The 19,633-nt window shown below is 65.1% G+C and carries 17 protein-coding genes; 12 read left to right on the top strand and 5 right to left on the bottom strand.

From position 1 onward, the window contains the following. Window positions 1-24: 24 nt before the first annotated feature. On the top strand, window positions 25-810 hold the full coding sequence (locus L1277_RS14735; RefSeq protein WP_253377483.1) for an HpcH/HpaI aldolase/citrate lyase family protein: 786 nt from the start codon (window positions 25-27) through the stop codon (window positions 808-810). A gap of 18 nt (window positions 811-828) precedes the next feature. Here the strand turns inward: L1277_RS14735 and L1277_RS14730 are convergent, their stop codons facing one another. After that, window positions 829-1,395: a dihydrofolate reductase family protein gene (locus L1277_RS14730; protein ID WP_253377482.1), complete on the bottom strand. Its 567-nt coding sequence runs from the start codon at window positions 1,393-1,395 to the stop codon at window positions 829-831. Window positions 1,396-1,526: 131 nt separating this feature from the next. Here L1277_RS14730 and L1277_RS14725 point away from each other — a divergent pair, with 131 nt between their 5' ends. The 10 genes from L1277_RS14725 to L1277_RS14680 all read left to right on the top strand — a co-directional run bounded on the left by L1277_RS14725 (window position 1,527) and on the right by L1277_RS14680 (window position 11,275). Further along, on the top strand, window positions 1,527-2,720 hold the full coding sequence (locus tag L1277_RS14725) for a thiolase family protein (RefSeq protein ID WP_253377479.1): 1,194 nt from the start codon (window positions 1,527-1,529) through the stop codon (window positions 2,718-2,720). A gap of 138 nt (window positions 2,721-2,858) precedes the next feature. Next, window positions 2,859-3,623: a 3-hydroxyacyl-CoA dehydrogenase gene (locus L1277_RS14720; protein ID WP_253377478.1), complete on the top strand. Its 765-nt coding sequence runs from the start codon at window positions 2,859-2,861 to the stop codon at window positions 3,621-3,623. Between the two features lie 58 nt (window positions 3,624-3,681). Continuing rightward, window positions 3,682-4,455, top strand: a complete 774-nt coding sequence (locus L1277_RS14715) for an enoyl-CoA hydratase/isomerase family protein (RefSeq protein WP_253377477.1) — start codon at window positions 3,682-3,684, stop codon at window positions 4,453-4,455. Between the two features lie 41 nt (window positions 4,456-4,496). Next, window positions 4,497-5,324 carry an NAD(P)-dependent oxidoreductase gene (locus tag L1277_RS14710; protein ID WP_253377476.1) on the top strand — a complete coding sequence of 276 codons (828 nt, stop codon included), beginning with the start codon at window positions 4,497-4,499 and terminating at the stop codon, window positions 5,322-5,324. Between the two features lie 56 nt (window positions 5,325-5,380). Further along, on the top strand, window positions 5,381-6,415 hold the full coding sequence (locus L1277_RS14705) for an enoyl-CoA hydratase/isomerase family protein (RefSeq protein WP_253377475.1): 1,035 nt from the start codon (window positions 5,381-5,383) through the stop codon (window positions 6,413-6,415). Window positions 6,416-6,507: 92 nt separating this feature from the next. After that, window positions 6,508-7,176: a GntR family transcriptional regulator gene (locus tag L1277_RS14700; RefSeq protein ID WP_253377474.1), complete on the top strand. Its 669-nt coding sequence runs from the start codon at window positions 6,508-6,510 to the stop codon at window positions 7,174-7,176. After that, window positions 7,173-8,696 (top strand): MmgE/PrpD family protein, encoded by a 1,524-nt coding sequence (locus tag L1277_RS14695; RefSeq protein ID WP_253377473.1) that lies wholly within the window; start codon window positions 7,173-7,175, stop codon window positions 8,694-8,696. The genes L1277_RS14700 and L1277_RS14695 overlap by 4 nt, the downstream gene beginning before the upstream one ends. Beyond that, window positions 8,697-9,596, top strand: a complete 900-nt coding sequence (gene prpB / locus L1277_RS14690; protein WP_253377472.1) for a methylisocitrate lyase — start codon at window positions 8,697-8,699, stop codon at window positions 9,594-9,596. A 4-nt stretch (window positions 9,597-9,600) separates the two neighbouring features. After that, window positions 9,601-10,122, top strand: a complete 522-nt coding sequence (locus L1277_RS14685) for a hypothetical protein (RefSeq protein WP_253377471.1) — start codon at window positions 9,601-9,603, stop codon at window positions 10,120-10,122. A gap of 43 nt (window positions 10,123-10,165) precedes the next feature. After that, entirely contained in the window at window positions 10,166-11,275 is a 1,110-nt protein-coding gene (locus L1277_RS14680; protein WP_253377470.1) for a bifunctional 2-methylcitrate synthase/citrate synthase, read from the top strand. A gap of 79 nt (window positions 11,276-11,354) precedes the next feature. On the opposite strand, the gene L1277_RS14675 is transcribed toward L1277_RS14680, so the two are convergent. Next, window positions 11,355-12,734 carry an FAD-binding oxidoreductase gene (locus L1277_RS14675; RefSeq protein WP_253377469.1) on the bottom strand — a complete coding sequence of 460 codons (1,380 nt, stop codon included), beginning with the start codon at window positions 12,732-12,734 and terminating at the stop codon, window positions 11,355-11,357. Window positions 12,735-12,805: 71 nt separating this feature from the next. After that, window positions 12,806-13,171, bottom strand: coding sequence for an ATP-dependent DNA ligase (locus tag L1277_RS14670; protein ID WP_253377467.1), 366 nt, complete (start codon window positions 13,169-13,171; stop codon window positions 12,806-12,808). Window positions 13,172-13,360: 189 nt separating this feature from the next. On the opposite strand from L1277_RS14670, the gene L1277_RS14665 reads away from it, so the two are divergent. Further along, window positions 13,361-14,308, top strand: coding sequence for a DNA-3-methyladenine glycosylase (locus L1277_RS14665; protein ID WP_253377465.1), 948 nt, complete (start codon window positions 13,361-13,363; stop codon window positions 14,306-14,308). Window positions 14,309-14,333: 25 nt separating this feature from the next. Here the strand turns inward: L1277_RS14665 and L1277_RS14660 are convergent, their stop codons facing one another. Then, the gene (locus tag L1277_RS14660) at window positions 14,334-17,009 is read right to left on the bottom strand and encodes a CARDB domain-containing protein (RefSeq protein ID WP_253377464.1); all 2,676 of its coding nucleotides are present in this window, start codon (window positions 17,007-17,009) and stop codon (window positions 14,334-14,336) included. Window positions 17,010-17,142: 133 nt separating this feature from the next. Further along, entirely contained in the window at window positions 17,143-19,170 is a 2,028-nt protein-coding gene (locus L1277_RS14655; RefSeq protein WP_253377463.1) for a sensor domain-containing diguanylate cyclase, read from the bottom strand. Between the last annotated feature and the right edge of the window lie 463 nt (window positions 19,171-19,633).

Genomic DNA, 19,633 nt, shown 5'->3' with positions numbered 1-19,633 from the left:
GCTCGAACAGAAAGCGGTACTGCCATGTCATACGGTTCTCTTCCGTCAGCCCGCGCTGCATCCGCACGTGCCCTCCGGCCGACCATCGCCGAGCGCGCGGTCGTTGGTACGTTCCAGATCATCGCGAGCCCGACCGTCACCGAGGTCCTCGCCGTCGCGGGAGCGGACGTCATCGTGGCTGACGCTGAGCACGCGGCGTTCGACCTGCCGATTCTGGAACAGTTTGTTCGCGCTGGCGAGTTTCGCGGAGCATCCGTTGTGATCAGGGTTCCGGGAATCGGACTGGATCTGAGCCGAGCACTCGATACGGGTGCTGCGGGCGTGGTTGTGCCCCGCGTCGAAAGTGCGAGCGAGGCAGAGGCCATTGTGCGCGCGACCCGCTTCCCGCCGATGGGTGCACGGGGCATCGGCCCCGCCCGGGCGACGGCGTATGGCCTGGACGTGCCGACCTACCGTGCATCGGCCAACGACGACCTTCTCGTGGTCGCCATGATCGAGACCAGTGCGGGGCTCGACGCGGTGGACGAAATCGTAACGGTGGACGGCATCGACCTCATCATGGTCGGGCCCGCGGACCTTGCCTCCAGTCTCGGGACGACTGTGGGGAGTCCGGAGCATGCGGACGCGGTGACCCGCATTCTCGAGGCGGCACACGCGGCCGGGCGCCAGACCGGAATCCACTGCGCCGACGCGGCAGAGGCTGAGCGGTACCGCCAGCGTGGCGTTCGACTGCTGCTGATCGGCACTGACGTCTCGTTCCTGGCCAGCACAGCGTCCACCGAGTTTTCGGGTGCGGCCGCCGATGACTAGAAACCTGATGGCGGTGGGTCAGATCAGGGCGTAGTCGACCGTCAGCAGACCCGAGTCATACGCCTTACTACCGAGCAGGCGCATCGCACCCGTCGAGAACCCGGCCGGCAGCGCTTTCCGGCCGCTGCCCAGTGCTATGGGGCACACTCGCCAGTGCATCTCGTCGACCCCACCCGAGGAGAAGAGCTGGTCGGTGAGCGACAGGCTGCCCCAGACCACAACATCCCCCGGCGCCTCGTGGGCGATCGCACGGAGGGTGGTCGCCGCGTCACCCGCGACCACTCGCGCCTCGGAATACGTGCCCCACGGTGCGGTCTCGAGCGAGCGGGAGAACACCACCTTGTCGAGCGCATTCAGTGTGTCGGCGATGATCTCGCGACCGGACTGCTCGGTCGGCCAGTAGCCCGCGAACATGCGGTAGGTGCGACTTCCGAGCGCCATCAGCGAGAGCGAGTTGAGGAAAGCGAGCTGGTCGCGATCCGACTCGGCCCAGTCCTCGACCGACTCGAAAAAGCTGACGTCGCCCTCACTGTCGGCCGCAAAGCCGTCGAGGGTGACGAGCTGCTGAACGATGATCTTTCCCATGAGACCCACCCCTGATCCGTCGTACTTCCTTACGGTGCCACCACGCACACAATTCGGAAAGGGGGTGATCTGCGGTAGTCCGGCAGGAGGCATCCGTCGTACGCTCGAAGGCAGTTGACGAAGGAGTTCTCATGACGCGCGCCGTAATTGTCGATGTCGTTCGCACGGCCTCAGGGCGAGGGAAGCATGGCGGAGGGCTCAGCGGCATGCACCCGGTCGACCTGCTCGCCCAGACGCTGCAGCAACTCGTGGAGCGCGTGGGGCTGAATCCGGCGCTGATCGAGGACGTGATCGCAGGCTGCGTCACCCAGGCCGGTCGCCAATCGACGAACATCGCACGCAACGCGGTGCTCGCCGCCGGGTTCCCGGAGAGTGTGCCGGGCACCACCGTTGACCGGCAGTGCGGCTCGAGCCAGCAGGCCGCGCAGTTTGCTGCCCAGTCGGTGATCGCCGGCACCAACGACATCGTGATCGCATGCGGTGTCGAACAGATGAGCCGACAGCCCATCGGCTACGCGACGATCGGCGAGGACTATTGGGGACCGATGCTCAGCGCGCGCTACCCCGATGGACTCGTGCACCAGGGCATCTCGGCCGAATTGATCGCGGCGCGGTGGGGAATCAGCCGCGCCGAACTCGACGCCTATGCCGCCCAGTCACACACCCGTGCGACGGCCGCCATCGACCGCGGGCTCTTCGCACCCGAGGTGGTGCCCATCGTCCAGACCGCACTCGACGGGTCGACCACGTCGTTCGGCGTCGACGAGACCGTTCGCCGCGGCACAACGGCCGATGCGCTCGCCACCCTGCCGAGCGCCTTCCGCACCGACGCGTTTGCCGAGCGCTTCCCCGAGATCGGCTGGAACATCACGGCGGGCAACTCGTCTCCGCTCACCGACGGCGCCTCAGCGGCCCTCATCATGAGTGAGGAGAAAGCCGCCGAGCTCGGCCTCACCCCCCGCGCCCGCTTTCTCGGGTTCGCTGTCGTCGGCAGTGACCCGCTCGAAATGCTCACCGGCGTGATTCCGGCCACCCGCCGCGTGCTCGAGCGCACCGGCGTCGCGCTCGACGACATCGACGTGTTCGAAGTCAATGAGGCGTTCGCCTCGGTGCCGCTGGCCTGGCAGCGCGAGTTCGACGTCGACGTGTCGAAACTCAACCCGTGGGGTGGGGCCATCGCTCTCGGTCACCCGCTCGGCGCATCGGGTACCCGCATCCTCGCGACCCTGGTCAACGCGCTGCAGGTCGGCGGCGGCCGCTACGGCCTGCAAACCATGTGCGAGGGCGGCGGCATGGCCAACGCCATGATCATCGAGCGGCTCTGAGGCGAGCGGAAGTTGTGGGGACGGCACAATGGCCCGGCCCCGCTCCACGCCGCGCAGCACCGTGCGGCACAAGCCCGCAGCACCGTGTCGCCGGGCACCCCTAGGCTGCAACCGACCCGTTCTCGGAAGGATCAAGCAATGAAGCTCGACGGAATCTCCGCCCTCATCACCGGTGGCGCCTCCGGCCTCGGCAACGCCACGGCCACGCGCCTCGCCGCTCGAGGCGTCTCGGTCGTGATTGTCGACCTGCCCAATTCTTCAGGGGCGGATGCCGCCAGCTTGCTGGGCGACAACGCCCGTTTCGTTCCCGCCGACGTGTCGAACGAAGACCAGGTTTCGGCAGCCGTCGATGCGGCGGTCGCGCTGGCGCCGCTCCGCCTCGTCGTGAACTGTGCGGGTGTCGCCACTCCCGGCAAGGTGCTCGGTCGCGACGGGACCCTTCCGCTCGCGAGCTTCGAGAAGGTCATCTCGGTCAACCTCGTCGGCACCTTCAACGTGCTGCGGCTCGCCGCGGCCGTCATGTCCGAGAACGAACCCGATGAGTCCGGCGGCCGTGGACTGATCGTCAACACCGCCTCGGTCGCCGCGTTCGACGGGCAGATCGGCCAGCCGGCCTATGCCGCCTCCAAGGGTGCCGTACACGCCATGACCCTGCCGATCGCCCGCGAACTGGCCCGTTTTGGCATTCGGGTCAACACGATCGCGCCCGGCATCATGGAGACCCCGATGCTGATGGGTTTGCCGCAGGAGGCGCAGGACTCCCTCGGCACCCAGGTGCCGTTTCCCTCGCGCCTCGGCCGCCCCGACGAATACGCGGCGCTCGTGCAGCACCTCGCCGAAAACGACTATCTCAACGGCGAAACCATTCGCCTCGACGGTGCCATCCGGATGGCGCCGAAGTAAGCCCGACGCATCCGCTCGCCTCATTTTTTTCCGCCCCGAGTATCCCTCAAGGAACAGCATGACCGACAGCATTCTTTTCACGGTCGACAACGGCCTCGCCCACCTCACTCTCAACCGCCCGACCCGGCTCAACGCGATCAATGAAGACGCGGCCCGCACCTGGCTGTCGCTGGCGCAGCAGGTCGCTGAGCGCGACGACATTGGTGCCGTGCTGTTCGACGCAGCAGGCCCGGCATTCTGCGCGGGCGGCGACGTTGCCGAGATGAGCGCGATGGACGGCGACAGTGCGGCGACGATTGGCGAGCTCGCCGACATCATCCACGCCGGGCACCAGATCTTCCTGGCGACGCCGAAGCCGATGGTTGCCGCCGTGAACGGAGCCGTTGCCGGCGGCGGACTCGGCTTCCTGCTCGTGGCCGACTACATCGTTGCGAGCGACTCCTCGCGGTTCGTCTCGAAGTACGCCGACATCGGTCTGACCCCCGACTGTGGCGTGTCCACCCTGCTTCCCGAGGCCATCGGCATGCGCCGGGCGCTCGAGCTCACCCTGAGCGGCCGCTCGCTCAGCGCGGCCGAGGCTCTCGACTGGGGGCTCGTTACCGAAGTCGTTACCGCCGATGAAACGGATGCCCGTGCGCGCGCGGTTGCGGACGTCTGGTTGACGGGCGCGACAGCGGCCTTCGGGCAGGCCAAGCGCCTGCTCCGCGGCGGTACTGAGCGCGACTTCGCGACCTCTCTCGATGACGAGGCCCGCACCATAGCTGCGGCCGCCGCCACCGACGAGGCGCGGGCGCGGATCGCCGCGTTCGTCGCTCGTTCAGCCCGCCGATAGCATCCGCTCACCGTGTTCTGCTTCTCGACCGAAGGACTTTCATGACTGACACTCTCGCCGGCAAGACCCTGATCATGTCGGGCGGCAGCCGAGGCATTGGCCTCGCCATCGCCCTGCGCGCGGCACAGGACGGCGCGAATATCACGCTGCTCGCGAAGACCGACTCTCCGGATCCGCGGCTGGAGGGCACGATCCACACGGCCGCCGAGGCGATCCGTGACGCGGGAGGACAAGCGCTGCCGATCGTGGGTGACGTGCGCGACGACGCGGCGATCGCCAACGCGGTCGCCCAAACGGTCGAGACGTTCGGGGGCATCGACATCGTCATCAACAACGCGAGCGTCATCAGCCTGGCCCGCACCCTCGAGCTCGAACCCAAGCGATTCGACCTGATGCAGGATGTCAACATGCGCGGCACCTTCATGCTGTCCCGCGCTGCAATTCCACACCTCAAGGAAGCGCCGAATGCACACATTCTCTCGCTGAGCCCGCCAATCAACCTTGACCCGAAGTGGCTCGGCGCGCACACCGGGTACACGCTCGCGAAGTACGGCATGTCGATGGCGACCCTCGGTTTTGCCGCCGAATTCGCCCGCGATGGCATCGCCGCCAACACGCTGTGGCCGCGCACGACCATCAAGACCGCCGCTGTGGGCAACATCCTCGGAGGCGAAGCGCTGCTCGCGAAGAGTCGAACGCCGGAGATCTACGCGGACGCGGCGTATGAAGTGCTGACGAAACCCGCGCGGGAGTACACCGGCCAGTCGCTCATCGTCGAAGACGTGCTGACCGCGGCGGGCGTCACCGACTTCTCGCAGTACTCGCCCGGCGTTGATGAGAAGGACCTGTTTCCCGACATCTTCCTCTAGCGCGCGGCGGCGTGGTGCCGCGGTGATCTACTGGGAGAAACGAAAGGGAACCTTCGGTGGCAGACCTCGAGGCGAGCGTGGCCGACGGCGTTGGCCGCATCACGCTCAACCGCCCGCGCGTGCTCAATGCGCTCACCCACGAGATGATCCTCGGCGTTCGAGATGCACTCGAGACCTGGCGCACCGACTCTGAGGTGGCCCTGGTCGTGATCGAAGGAGCCGGCGACCGCGGACTCTGCGCCGGTGGCGACATTCGCGGGCTGCGGGAGCACGCGCTCAGCGGCCGCAACGACCTCTCACGGTCCTTCTGGCGCGAGGAGTACGAGCTCTGCGCCACCATCGACGAGTATTCGAAACCCTACGTCGCCCTCATGACCGGCATCACCATGGGCGGTGGAGTCGGCGTGTCCGCGCACGGCAGCATTCGCATCGTCACCGAGACCAGTCGCGTGGCCATGCCCGAAACCCGCATTGGCTTCAGCCCCGACGTTGGTGGTACCTGGCTTCTCGCACATGCGCCCGGTGAACTCGGCACCTATCTGGGCCTCACCGGAGCGTCGATGAGCGGGGCGGATGCCATCGCCTGCGGCTTCGCGGACTATTACGTTCCCGCAGATCGCCTTCCACACCTCATCCAGGCGCTCGGCGAGCGGGCCGACCCCGGCTCCCCGGGCGAAGTGGTTCTGCTCTTCGACGAAACCCCGCCGCCGTCCGAGCTCCTGCAGCACCGAGAGTGGATCGACCGCTGCTTCTCAGCGGACTCGGTACGCGAGATCCTCGAGCGCCTGCGCGCCGAGCCCGCCGACGCGGCGGCTCGAGCCGTTGCCGAGCTTGAGGCGTTATCGCCCGTCGCGCTGACCGTGGCGCTCGCCGCGATCCGTCGGGCCCGCGAGCTGGGGTCGCTCCGCGACACGCTGGCCCAGGAGTACCGCACCTCAGCGTGGCTGGCCGAGCAGCCTGACCTCGCTGAGGGCATCCGTGCGCAAGTTGTCGATAAGGACCGCACCCCGGTCTGGGCGGTGTCGACGCTCGACGCCGTGCCAGACACGCTCGCCGAGTCCGCACTGTCGCACCAGCCTCCCCGACACTGACCGGTATACCAAGCCACGCTTGATCAGGCAAGTTCAGCTCGATAGCGGGGTTCCTGTATACCGAGGCGGGCGATCGTGCGTATACTGACCGGGTGCGAGCAAGCGACAAGGCCTACGACGTCCTGAAGGATGACATTCTGTCGTGGCGCCTGAGGCCCGGCACGATCCTCAGCGAGACTGAGCAGTCGGAACGGCTCGGCATCTCCCGCACTCCGCTCCGCGAAGCGATCACCCGGCTCGCCGCGGAGGGGCTGGTTGACACTCAGCGTGGTCGCGCCGGAGTGGTGACCGACGTGTCAGCCGCAAACCTCGCCGAACTCTTCGAGCTCCGCGAGGCGCTCGAGACCCAGGCGGCCCGACTCGCCGCTCGCCGCCGGAACGCACGCGTCTTTGAAGCGCTGCGCGGCGATTTCGAGAGCGCACGCACCACCGTTGCCGGTGACACGGCGGGCTACTACGCACTTGTGGCCCGGCTGGATGCCGCCATCGACGCGGCGATGGAGAACACGTTTTTGCTCAGCTCGCTCCGGAGCCTTCGCGGGCACCTCGCGCGCGCGCGCCGGCTGGCCCAGGACAATCCGGCACGCCTCACCGAATCCGTTGGCGAGCACCTGCTGATCGTGGAGGCCATTCTCGAGCGCGACGAGCTCCTTGCCGCGCAAGCGACCGCCGTCCACCTCCGCAAGAGCCTCACCAATTTGCTTGACACCGCCGCGCTGTCCGCCGGCACACCCGCGTCTTCGACGAAAGGAACACTATGAAGACCCACCACCTGCGTGTCCACCGCAGCGAGGAGAACCTGGCCCGTGAAGGACAGCTCGCCTGGGCGCTCGCCGAAGTCGCGGCTGACCCGGTCGATGTCACTGGCGAGGTCACCGACATGATCATCAACCGCATCATCGACAACGCAGCGGTCGCCGCCGCGTCGCTCACCCGCGGACCCGTTGTCGCCGCGCGTTCGCAGGCCCTCGCCCACCCCGTCACCACCGGTGGGAGCGGCTCGACGGTGTTTGGTTCGCCAGCCGCTCGCCGCGTCAGCCCCGAATGGGCGGCATGGGCCAACGGTGTGGCCGTTCGTGAACTGGACTACCACGACACATTCCTGGCAGCCGAGTACTCGCACCCGGGCGACAACATTCCGCCGCTCATCGCCGTTGCACAGCACGTCGGCGCAACCGGCAAGGACCTCGTTCGCGGGATCGCCACCGGCTACGAGATCCAGATTGACCTGGTGAAGGCGATCAGCCTGCACGCCCACAAGATCGACCACGTCGCGCACCTCGGTCCATCTGCCGCCGCAGGTATCGGCACGATGCTGGGGCTCGACGTCGAAACCATCTTCCAGGCCATCGGCCAGGCACTGCACACGACGACGGCGACGCGCCAATCGCGCAAGGGCCAGATCTCCACGTGGAAGGCTCACGCCCCGGCCTTCGCCGGCAAGATGGCGGTCGAAGCGGTTGACCGAGCCATGCGTGGGCAGACCTCGCCCGAGCCGATCTACGAGGGCGAGGACGGCGTCATCGCTTGGCTGCTTGACGGCCCCGATGCGTCGTATGAGGTTCCCCTGCCCGAGGCAGGCGAGGCCAAGCGCGCCATCCTCGACAGCTACACGAAGGAGCACTCGGCGGAGTACCAGGCGCAGGCGTGGATTGACCTCGCACGCAAGCTGCACACGGAGCACCCGGAGCTGCTCGAAGCCGGTGCGATCGCGTCGGTCGTCCTCCACACCTCGCACCACACCCACTACGTCATCGGCTCCGGCGCGAACGACCCCCAGAAGTACGACCCAACGGCGTCGCGTGAGACTCTCGATCACTCGATTCCGTACATCTTCACCGTTGCGCTGCAGGACGGTCGCTGGCACCACGTCGACTCATACTCACCGCAGCGTGCCGCCCGCCCCGACACTGTTGAGCTGTGGCACAAGGTCACGACCGAGGAGGGCGCCGAGTGGACTCGTCGGTACCACTCGCTCGACCCGGCCGAGAAGGCGTTCGGCGGTCGCGTGGAGATCACGCTGAGCGACGGCTCCACCGTGGTCGACGAAATCGCGGTGGCCGACGCTCACCCGCTCGGCGCGCGGCCGTTTGCTCGCGAGGATTACATCCGCAAGTTCCGCACCCTCGCCGAGCCGGTCCTTGAGCCCGAAGAGATTGAGCGCTTCCTTAGCACCGTCGAACGACTGCCTGAACTCACTGCAGACGAACTCAGCGGGCTCACCATTACCGCCGCTGCCGGAGTGCTCGCAGCGGTCGAATCCCCGAAGGGACTGTTCTAAATGCTGTACGCCAAGACCACTGCCGACGAGAAGCGCCGAATCTTCCGTGAGCGCCTCGCCACCGGCGAGCTGCTCCGTTTTCCCGGTGCCTTCAATCCACTGTCTGCCCGGCTGATCGAGCAGAAGGGCTTCGACGGTGTGTACATCTCTGGCGCCGTGCTCAGCGCCGACCTCGGCTTGCCCGACATCGGGTTGACCACCCTGACCGAGGTGGCCGGTCGCGCCAAGCAAATCGCGCGGATGACCGAACTGCCCGCCCTCGTCGACGCCGATACGGGCTTCGGCGAGCCCATGAACGTGGCCCGAACGATTCAGGAACTCGAAGACGCCGGGCTCGCCGGCATGCACATCGAAGACCAAATCAATCCGAAGCGCTGCGGTCACCTCGATGGAAAACAGGTGGTTGACGAGTCGACGGCGCTCAAACGCATTCGATCGGCGGCCGATGCGCGTCGCGACGACAACTTCCTCATCATGGCGCGTACAGACATCCGTGCTGTCGATGGTCTTGACGCGGCGATCGATCGGGCGAAAAAGCTGGTGGACGCGGGAGCGGACGCGATCTTCCCCGAGGCAATGCGCGATCTCAGCGAGTTTGAGGCCGTTCGCAACGCGGTTGACGTGCCGATCCTCGCCAACATGACCGAGTTCGGCAAGAGCGAGCTCTTCTCGAGCGCACAGCTCGCCGACGTCGGCATCAACATTGTGATCTGGCCCGTGTCGCTGTTGCGCATCGCGATGGGCGCTGCCGGGCGTGCGCTCGACACGCTCACCGACGAAGGACATCTCACCTCGAAGCTCGGCGAGATGCAGCACCGCGCCGACCTCTACGAACTCGTCGACTATGAGGGCTACAACGCGTTCGACACCTCGGTGTTCAACTTCACGGTGGCACGGTAGCAGCATGAATCGGGCGCTGTACGCGGTGGGTGCGGGAACGATGGTTCTCGCGCTCACCGGGTGCACGGCCGCCGGTCCGGTGGCGAGCACGAGCAGCGCCAGCCCGACCCCGCGTGCAGCGACGACGGAATCCTCGGCGCCGCTCGGTCGGCCCGGGTGCGACCCGGCGTCACCCGTCGCGCCCGGGGCGTTCCCGGAGATTCAGGGCACCGGTCACGACGGCGCCACCCTGTATGGCCTGGTGATGGGAACAGATCCGTACCCATTCGCGGTCAGTGACGACGGCATCAAGGTGGTCTGGCGATTTACTGGTGAGGGCGACGAGCTCAGTGCAACACTGACCGATCCAACCGGAACATCTCGACAACTCGACTGGGGTCCCGAGTACCATGGCGGTTCGACCTATGACCGCCCAGGACAGGAGTGGGGCACCGGTTTCACCTTCGACGTGCCGGGGTGCTGGACGCTGGACCTTTCCCGCGATGAAAGCGGAACAGCATCCGTTTATTTCGATGTCGCCCCCTGAGGATTCTCACAATTTCACACACACCCACGCAAAGGAGCACGGCATGACCGATACCGACATTAAGAAAGGCCTCGCCGGAGTCGTTGTTGACTACACGGCCGTTTCCAAGGTCAACCCGGAGACCAACTCGCTCCTGTACCGCGGCTACCCGGTGCAGGAACTCGCCGCGAACTGCAGTTTTGAGCAGGTGGCGTACTTGCTGTGGCACGGTGAATTGCCGACGGATGCTGCGCTGAAAGAATTTCAGGACGTCGAACGTGGCCAGCGTGCCCTGGGCGACAACGTGAAGGCCGTTGTCGACCTCATCCCTGTGTCCGCACACCCCATGGACGTGCTCCGCACGGCGGTATCCGCGATCGGGGCGACCGACCCGGACGCCGACGTGGCCACCGACGAATCGAGCCTCAACAAGGCCGCACGCCTGTACGCGCAGATCCCGGCCATCGTGGCCTACGACCAGCGTCGACGCCGGGGTGAAGACCTGGTTCCCCCGCGTGACGACCTCGGCTACTCGGCGAACTTCCTCTACATGACCTTCGGTGAGGTGCCAGACCAGGTGGTCGTTGACGCGTTCAACGTGTCGATGATTCTCTACGCCGAGCACTCCTTCAACGCGTCCACCTTCACGGCGCGGGTCATCACCTCGACACTCAGCGACCTGTACTCCGCGGTCGCCGGCGGTATCGGCGCGCTCAAGGGTGCACTGCATGGTGGTGCCAATGAGGCCGTCATGCACACCTTCGACGAGATCGGCACAGCCGACAAAGCCGAGGGGTGGCTTGAGCAGGCGCTCGCCGAGAAGCGCAAGATCATGGGCTTCGGGCACCGCGTGTACAAGAACGGCGACTCACGCGTGCCGACCATGAAGGCGTCGCTCGAGAAGCTCGTGGAGCACTACGACCGGCCCGACATGCTCGAGCTGTACACCGCTCTCGAAGAGGCCATGGTGTCGCGCAAGAACATCAAGCCGAACCTCGACTACCCGTCCGGGCCCGCGTATAACCTCATGGGCTTTGACACCCTGACGTTCACCCCACTGTTTGTGGCGGCTCGGGTCGTCGGCTGGACCGCGCACATCAGAGAGCAGGCCGCGTCGAACGCGCTGATCCGTCCGCTTTCTGCATACAACGGCCCCGACGAACGCCACCTCTAGTCCCTTGGAGCGCGAGTTGCTGACTTTGCAGGGTTGCTGATCGGACAATCCCCGCAAAGTCAGCATCTCGCGACGCCGGTCAGGCCTGTGGAACAGCCTCCACGGGTCCGAAGGCGAACAGGCCCTCCGGGTCATAGGTTGCGCGAACCCTGGCGAGCCGGTCGAACACTTCGGGCGGCCAGGCCTGCGCGAAGTGCTCGGGTGTGTCGACATGTGACGAGAAGTTGATGTTCGTCTCTGCAGACACCCAGCGCTCGGTTCGATCGAGGAAATCGTGGGCGATCGCTTCCATCCGCTCGAACAATGGGGGAACGACCCCGATGAGGGTGAGGGTGAACGCACTGGTGCGACCGCCAACGGCGGAGCCACCCTCGACGTCGTGCCGCGTTGCTCCGCCGAGGTGCCGAATCTCGACCGCAACGAACGGTGAGTTTGTTCCCGGGCCGAAACTGGCGAGCAGCTCGGTAACGAAGTCCTGGTCGATCCGGTTCAGCAGGAGTCCCAGGTCCCAGATGGGTGTGGCCTCTGTGGGGTCAGCATGGATCGACCCCATCGCGGTGGTCGGAATCTCGGTCACGCCGTTGAGGTAGACCGGGGCAGCCTGCCGCAGTGGTTGGAGGAGTCGGTCACCGTCCTCGGGGTTGCCGGGATAGGTGAAGCGCAAAGCCAGGAGGAACCTGCCGCGGAATGGCTCGGGAATCTCCTCGATCGGCGGCATCGACAAGAGGGCAACCGACGTCGTGACGTTGTCCGGGGCCGTGGCGGTCCAGTCGACCCACGCCCGGAGCGCGGTTTCGACGTCCGGGGTGTCGTAGAACAGGCTGCCGCCAAAGACCGTGCGCAGCGGCACCAGCTCCAACCGCATCTCGGTCACGATCCCGAGTCCACCCTTTCCGCCGCGGAGCGCCCAGAACAGGTCGGGGTTCTCTGAGGTCGTCGCAATCACGACCGAACCATCGCCGATGACGACCCGGAAGCCATGCACCCAGTCCGTTGTGAAGCCATGGCTCCGGGCGAGCGGCCCCAGGCCACCGCCGAGGGTGTAGCCAACGGCACCGACGTGGGGCGATGAACCGGTGATCGGCGTCAGGCCAAACGGAGCAGCAGCGTCGATTACGGCGCTCCATCGCGCACCGGCACCAATCGTTGCAATTCGCTCGTCCTCATCGACGGAGACCGTGTCGAGCTTCCCAGTGACGAGGAGGAGTCCCTCGGAAACCGGTCTCCACGCCCCGTGTCCGGTTGACTGCACTGTCACGGAAAGACGGTGCTCGGCGGCGAAGCGCACAGCCAGGGAAACATCAGCCTCGTCGGCGGCGACAACGGCGATATCTGGATTGTGAAGGATCAGGGTGTTCTGGGCGGCGACCGCGTCGACCAGCCCGTTGTCTCCGCGCGCGAAAACATCGCCGGTCGCGGCCGCGCGGAGGCTCGTGACATCGGTGCTCGAAAAACTCATGCCGGAACTCTACGGCGGCCGGCGCGCGCGCCACCAGCCATCTCTGAGAAAAGCTCAGAAAGAAGTGGGCATCAGTGGCTTCCTGCGCCGACGGGCTCTCGCGCTGCACGATCCGTTGCCGGCGCCCCATCCGGCAGCATCGCGGGATCGATCTCTGGCTCGGGAAGCAGGACGAGGCCACTGGGCCTGAACGAGCACTCGGTGAGTCGATCGATCCAGGCTCGGTTGAGCGCGGGCTTGTCGTTGGTGAGGTAGTCGTATGTGAGTGAATGCGTGGGGTGAATCCAGATTGTTGACCGGCCGTCGTCCGCACCCGACCAGGACAGGTAGAACGCCTCGTTGCGCCGGAGCTTGGCCCCGATCACGATCTGGAGGTGCGCCAGAGCGCGGTCATCGAACTCGATGGACCGGCTTCCGTTGTACGTCAGAGTGCCCATAGCTTCCTCCTGGAATTATCGTTTGCACGAAACTGTCGTTCCCAGGGTCCGGGGGAGTGTCAGCTATATCGTCGATGCTATGAGTTAGAACGACAAGGCGCCAGTCCTCCGTCGCAACCGGGACTGTCCGATACGGTGAAAGGTTGGTCGACCGCGGCGTGTCGGTGCTCGTCACGTAATGTGGTGCGCATGGACACCCTCGCAGCCCCCGACTCCGGGCTGCACACCCGATACGCGCCGCCGCATCCGGTCTCCGTTGTAAAAATCCTGTCGCCGCTCTCCCGCGGTGGTGACGGTCCGTGCTTCCGCCGAACGGCGACCGGCGTGTGGCTGACCTTCCGCACACCGATGGGGCCGGCAACGCTGCATCTCGACCAGCGATCGGACGGTGTCGTTGCGGACGCGTGGGGTGCTGGCGCCGAATGGGCGCTTGACGGGGTGCCTGAGTTGCTCGGCGCTCAAGATAACTGGGATGACCTCGATCTCAGTACAAGCCCGATGCTCGCCGACGTCCGCCGCCGCAACCCAGGCCTGCGGCTGAGTCGAAACCGGTTGGTCTTTGAGATGCTCGTACCGGCGGTGCTCGAGCAAAAGGTCACTGTTGTGGAGGCATGGCGCGCCTGGCGGATTCTCGTTCGTCGGCACGGTGAACCTGCGCCAGGGCCCGCACCGGAGGGAATGGTTGTCGCGCCGGCGGCTGAGACCTGGCGACTCATCCCGAGCTGGGAGTGGCATCGCGCGGGCGTCGGTCCTCAACGTTCCGAAACGGCCGTTCGCGCCAGCCGGGTGGCCGAATCTTTAGAACGCACCATCGTGACGGGTGAGGATGCTCTTCGAGAGTCCGCGATGGCATCCGCTCGCCTGCAAAGCCTGCCTGGGATCGGTCTCTGGACCGCCGCGGAGGTGACGTCGAGAGCTCATGGAAATCCGGATGCTGTCAGTGTCGGCGATTACCACCTCGCGGCGACCGTCGGCATGGCGCTCACCGGCTCACCGGTCGATGACGACGGCATGCTCGAGCTTCTCGCCCCGTGGGCCGGGCAGCGGCAGCGGGTGGTGAGGCTCATTCTTGCCAGTGGGATTCGGAAGCCTCGTCGCGGACCGAAGATCACCATTCAGGACCACCGCTGGCATTGACCAGATGGGGGAATTGAACCGGCGCTCAATCGCGGCGCTTCGTCCAGTCTTCCTCACAGGGAGCAAAACCGGGCGTTCCGAGGTACTCCACGCGCATCACCGACCACGGTGCGCTCGGGCGGAATCTTTCGGGGTTCTTCATCCGGTCGATCGGACCGAGTTTGCCGATATCAGCTGCCTGTCGGCGTAGTGAGATTTTCTGCCTGTTTGAGACCAGGACGCGAAAAGCGCCGTCTTGGACAGCGGCACTGAGCGTGACAAACTGTTCCGGTTTATCCGGAGCTTCAGTCACCGTGACCACCACCATGCCTCCTGGGACGCTCTGTGCGTCGTCCGTCGTCACGACGTTTCCCGAGATAACCGGCCCATCGTTGCCGAAGTTGTCGATCTTAGTTCCACGACCGGTCGTCACCATGAGGCCAGCGCCCCCCATCAACTCCAAAGCGTGGCGCGGCTCGTCGGTCGGATCTTCGGCGTACGCGTGCAAGCCGACGCTGTTGGGAGAGCGCAGGTACTTTTCGATCTGCCGTTCGAACGGTCGTGCATCCTCTGGGATGACGTCTGGTCGCTTCGGATCCAGGGTGTGCTCCAGCATGACGGCAACCTGTTGAACCTCGCCGGGTTCCAACAGGAGCCAGGTGTGCTCGACGTACGTCCGGTAGAGGGGATTCGATTGTTGGCCGATAAGCCATACCCGCGTGGCCTTCTCGTACGGATTGCCCACTGCAACCCTGGTATGTTCGCGGGTCGATGGTGAGCTGGTTGCCGTGTTGAACCTGTCGTAGTTCGACTGTGCCGTGTTGTTGAGCTCAGTCATTTCCACGATCGTTGGCACATTCGGGTCAATGTAGAGAGGGATACGAACCACCACACAGTAATGACCGGATGTGGGCGGCACCCAATTTGTTGTGAACTCGACGGTTGCGCCCGCCGCGACGTTGCGAACGTCCCAGCCCAGGAAGACCTCGGGGGCACCACCGACGGTGTAGTCCTTCACGTAAAAGTTCACCCGAACTTGCGGGGCGAGCACCGTGCCTCCGTTCTTCACCTTGGCGACGACAGTGTTTGGGTTGCCCACCCACGGCACGTTTGCCCAGGAGGAATCCGCGGCATTCTTTGCGTTGCGCACCTCGATGTCTGGTGATTGCCAGGGCCTGCTCGGCGATGCTGGCCAAGGGCGGATCGAGGGATCCGGCCTGCCGTTGGCTCCGTACCGGATGCGCAGGTCAGCCGATGTCCCGTCGATCCCGGAAACGTCTGCCCGGAATTCGACCGGGAAGGGTGATGCGTCGAGTTCCTTGTAAAAATCGCCATTGTCGAGCACCGTGCCGTCGTCATCACCGTCGGCAGGCAGAAGCAGCACGGCCGGACGCGAAAATGGTGCAACGAAGGGAGGAGAGGCTACGTCCGTCCCAAGAACGCGGTTGTCGCTCGGAAGAGAGCGGTCCCCGATCTGTGGTGCTTCGCCATTCCTGTATTCGAAGTAGTAATTCAACCCGTCGCCGATGCGGACCTCAACGGCGCTCGAGCGGCCGGCTGGCGGCGCGCCGCGTTCAATGGCATGCAGCTCTACGGTTTGGTCAAGCGGGGCGCCAGCCGTCGCGAAATTGAATGAGCGCACCCAGGCTGGCTGAATCCAGCCCAACATCATTCGATGGGCGACGCTGAAATGCGGGAAGGAGTCATCGTCGTGCATCATCTCCCAGCCACCGGGATTCCGTCCGGACACTGCGGGGGCGTATTGATCACCCAGCCCAAGGTTGTGACCGAGCTCGTGGGCGAAAGTCTCGTGAATCTCGCGATTCCCGATCACGCCCCAGTCGTTCGGCATCGAAGCAACTCCAAGATTGAGGTTCCCGTCCGATGTCGTATACGGCCCCCAGCGGCCGATGCTCGCGTACGGCCAGGCCGAGTTCGTCACCGCGCCACCATCGTCAAGCACGCTCTGCGACACACACAACACAGTGTCGGTCTGGCTGTAGTCGATGAGGCCGTCACCCGCCGTGATGGCGGCTTGAAAATAGCTACCTTTCGGGGTCCCGTCGGCGTTGAAATAGGTGTCCCAGTTGTCAGTGAGGGAGACCGGTCCGAACACCTGAGCGCTGAGGTCGAGTCCGCCGTACGACACTTCCTGATAGAACGCCCGGGTCGAGCGAGTCTGCCCCGACGCTGTCACACCGGTGATGAGCTCGTTCATCCAACGGTCGCGGTGGCCCTGCAACGTCGACGCGTCGGTCGTGTACCGCTCCGACGAGGTATCGACCAGCAGGATGGCGATCCGCCGGGTGCCGAGCTGCGGTGAGATGCCCACGTTTTGTGGCCCAACCGGCCCGCCGCCCCACGCCGCGCCTGCGAGACCCGCGTCGGGGCGCCCGCTGAACCACAACGGTGGTCCTGTTTTCTCGTCTGTCCAGGTGCCGACGACCTCGAACTTTGCCTCACCGACGAGCGATCCACCGACGGACACCTCGACCACGTGGGTGCCCGGCTCGAAACCGGCAAGCAGCATGACCGTCGGACGTTCGAGATCCGCTTCACGCTCCCGAGCGGTGGAGATGAGACCACCGGCGAGGCCTGACCCCACAGAGAACTGAAGGTCGTCCATCGTCCACCCGGTATTTGGGTCGATCCCGACGACCACCGGCGTATACGCTCCGACGAAGAGCGTCTCCTGTTCGATCTTCAACTCGATGTCGGCCATCGTCCCGTCTCCCATGCTTCATGGCGCTGGATCGGGGCAGAATGCGCAGCGCAAGGATACGCTCAGCGGTTGACGCCCGGTAGCCCTCAGCGAGAGTGGGTTAGATCGATGGTCGGACCATCGCCAGCACGGATCAGGGGTGGCTGTGTGATTCGGCTTTCGGCCGGCGTGCCTTTGCGCGGTACATGTTGACATCGGCACGCGACAGCACCTCAGACGCCGGCATCTGTCGCGTGGCCACGGCCGTTCCGATGGACGCGGTGATTGCGAGCGGCAGTTCTCCGATCCTGATGTCCGCCGCGATCGACGCACGTACCCTGGAGGCGATGACCTCGGTTTCGGCGGCGTCCGTGCCCTCGCAGAGTACAACGAATTCGTCGCCGCCGAGTCGGGCGACCACGTCGTCGGCGCGGATGGCGGACAGGATGCGTTGCCCGACGAGGGTAAGCAACGAATCGCCCACATCGTGCCCGTGGGTATCGTTAATGCCCTTGAAGCCGTCGAGGTCGATGAAAAGAAGACTGACCGGAGCGTCGTCCACGCCGTCGAGTGCTCGCTCGAGCTGACCGAGCAGGCTGCGGCGGTTCGGCAGTCCTGTCAAAGCGTCGTGCATGGCGAGACGCGCGAGCTCAGACTCGGCCTTCCGAAGCAAAGCACCTTCGAGGTCACGTGCCAGTTCGATGGCTTCGAAGATGAGATTGCCCCATGGTTCGGCGGTGTCAGTGACACTGTCGGTCCACGACGAAAACGAGTTGCGCGGGGAGAGCACCGTATTGCGGTTGGCATTGGTCTGGTCGCCAAGCCAGGAGACACTGCGCAGAATCTCGTTGCGAAAGAAGGCCAGGTAGTCGCCGTTTCCACCGACGGGAAGCACAAGCACACCGGCGGATGATCGGCCAACGGCGGCGAGCTCGGGATATTCAACCGCGAGAGCATCGCTCGCGAATGGTTCAGCTGACCAAGTGCGCTCCGCGTGACGAATCAGGAGTTCACGCTCACTCTTCGGTGGTACGTCGCCGACGGCTGAGCTTGCGCCTCCCAGACGTATGGCTACACCGTCCGCCTCGATCACGTGCTGCAGTGTCACGCGGCCGCGCAACAGGGACTCAACCATGTTGTCCGTTGCAGCTAACTGACTCATCAGCTGTGCTCGTGTATTTCGCACTGCCACCTGCCGTGTGAGCTCTTCGACACGATCAAGCGCGCTAAGCTGCAGCGCGATTTGATTGGCGAGGACTTCCAGTCCGCCACGCAGCAGGAACGGGATGCGCAGCACGCCGCGGTGTGCGCAGGTGATCATGCCGACGAGTTCGCCGTTGCGCACCATCGACATAGACAGAGTGGACTCCTGCCCCATGTTGCTCATGAATTGCAGGTGGTGCGGCGAAACACTGCGCAACTGGGCGTTGCTGAGGTCCCGGCGGGGGACGGGAGGTTCGTCGGCGTCGGTAAGCAGGTCGACGGGCGCCTTCGAGGTATTAACGATCGCGCGCGAAAGTTTGGTGAGGTAGAGCTCGCGTGCCTGCGCCGGGATGTCGGACGCTGGAAAATGCAGGCCGTTGTAGGGTTCCATGCCGGGCGCGTGAGCCTCGGCGACGATTTCGCCGTGCCCGTCGGGGTGAAAGTGGTAGATCATCACCCGGTCGAACCCGGTGAGTTTCCGAAGGCCGGCGGCCGCGTCGGCCCGGAGTGCGTCGACCGTCGTGCTGAGCGTGAGTCGGTGAATCAGGGCGTAGAGGGCCGACGTCGACAGTGGCGATCCGGCGGCAAGCTCCGGCTCGAACTCGACGATGAGGAAGTCGTCGACACTGTGCACGATGGCGTCGAAAGCCCGCTCACCGATCTTTAGGTGCAGCGGGTTGACGTCGCTCGGAGAGTCGGTGACGGATGCCCGAACCTCACGATCGAACTCCACCCCGGCGATCTCGGCCAACGAGCGCCCCAGAAGCGGGGCGTCGATGCCCAGCAAATCGCTGCAGTTCGCGCTCTCGATTTTCACGGTGAACGTGAGCGGGTCCAAGGCGATCAACGCGCCGTACGGCTGGATTGACCCCGGAGTGCGAATAGGTTCGCGGACGCACTCCTCGAGACGGAGTAGTTCTTCGGCGCTGACAGTGGCGTGCCCGTTTGTGGGGAGACCGGTGTTGGCGATGATGCTCATTGACCCTTTCTCATGGTCCGATGCATGCGGAAGCACTCGCCCACCCTATCCATCGAGGGGGTTCGTTGACTTTGAAAACGTCGAGTGCCTGCCCGAGGCACTCACCGCCTGCGCCGCCGCAACCCCGGCCTCGCTCCCGTGAACGTCTGGCCCAACACTCCCAGCACAGGTACCACGGGCCGAGATTCTCGAGGGTCTCGCGACGCTGGCGCGCATAGTTCTCCGCCACAAATGGTCGGACTGCATTGCTCGGTCGGTAGCGGTCGCGTTTCTTCGAATTTCTTGACCGGTATCGCCCGAGCAAAGTGGGCTCCCGCCCGAAGTGACGGAGCAAGCCGGTTTGCTCGACCACTTCTGCCGGAGCAAACCGGCATCGCCGATTGCGGCCGAGCGTGCGGGTGCGTCCCGCCGAAACTGGCCGAGCACGGAGGGGTGGCGCACCTTGCTCCGCCACAAATGGTCG

It is taken from the genome of Okibacterium sp. HSC-33S16 (assembly GCF_024171565.1).
GTDB lineage: Bacteria > Actinomycetota > Actinomycetes > Actinomycetales > Microbacteriaceae > Mycetocola_A.
The sequence above is the reverse complement of the archived record's forward strand: the minus strand, read 5'-3'. Positions and strand labels throughout refer to the sequence as shown.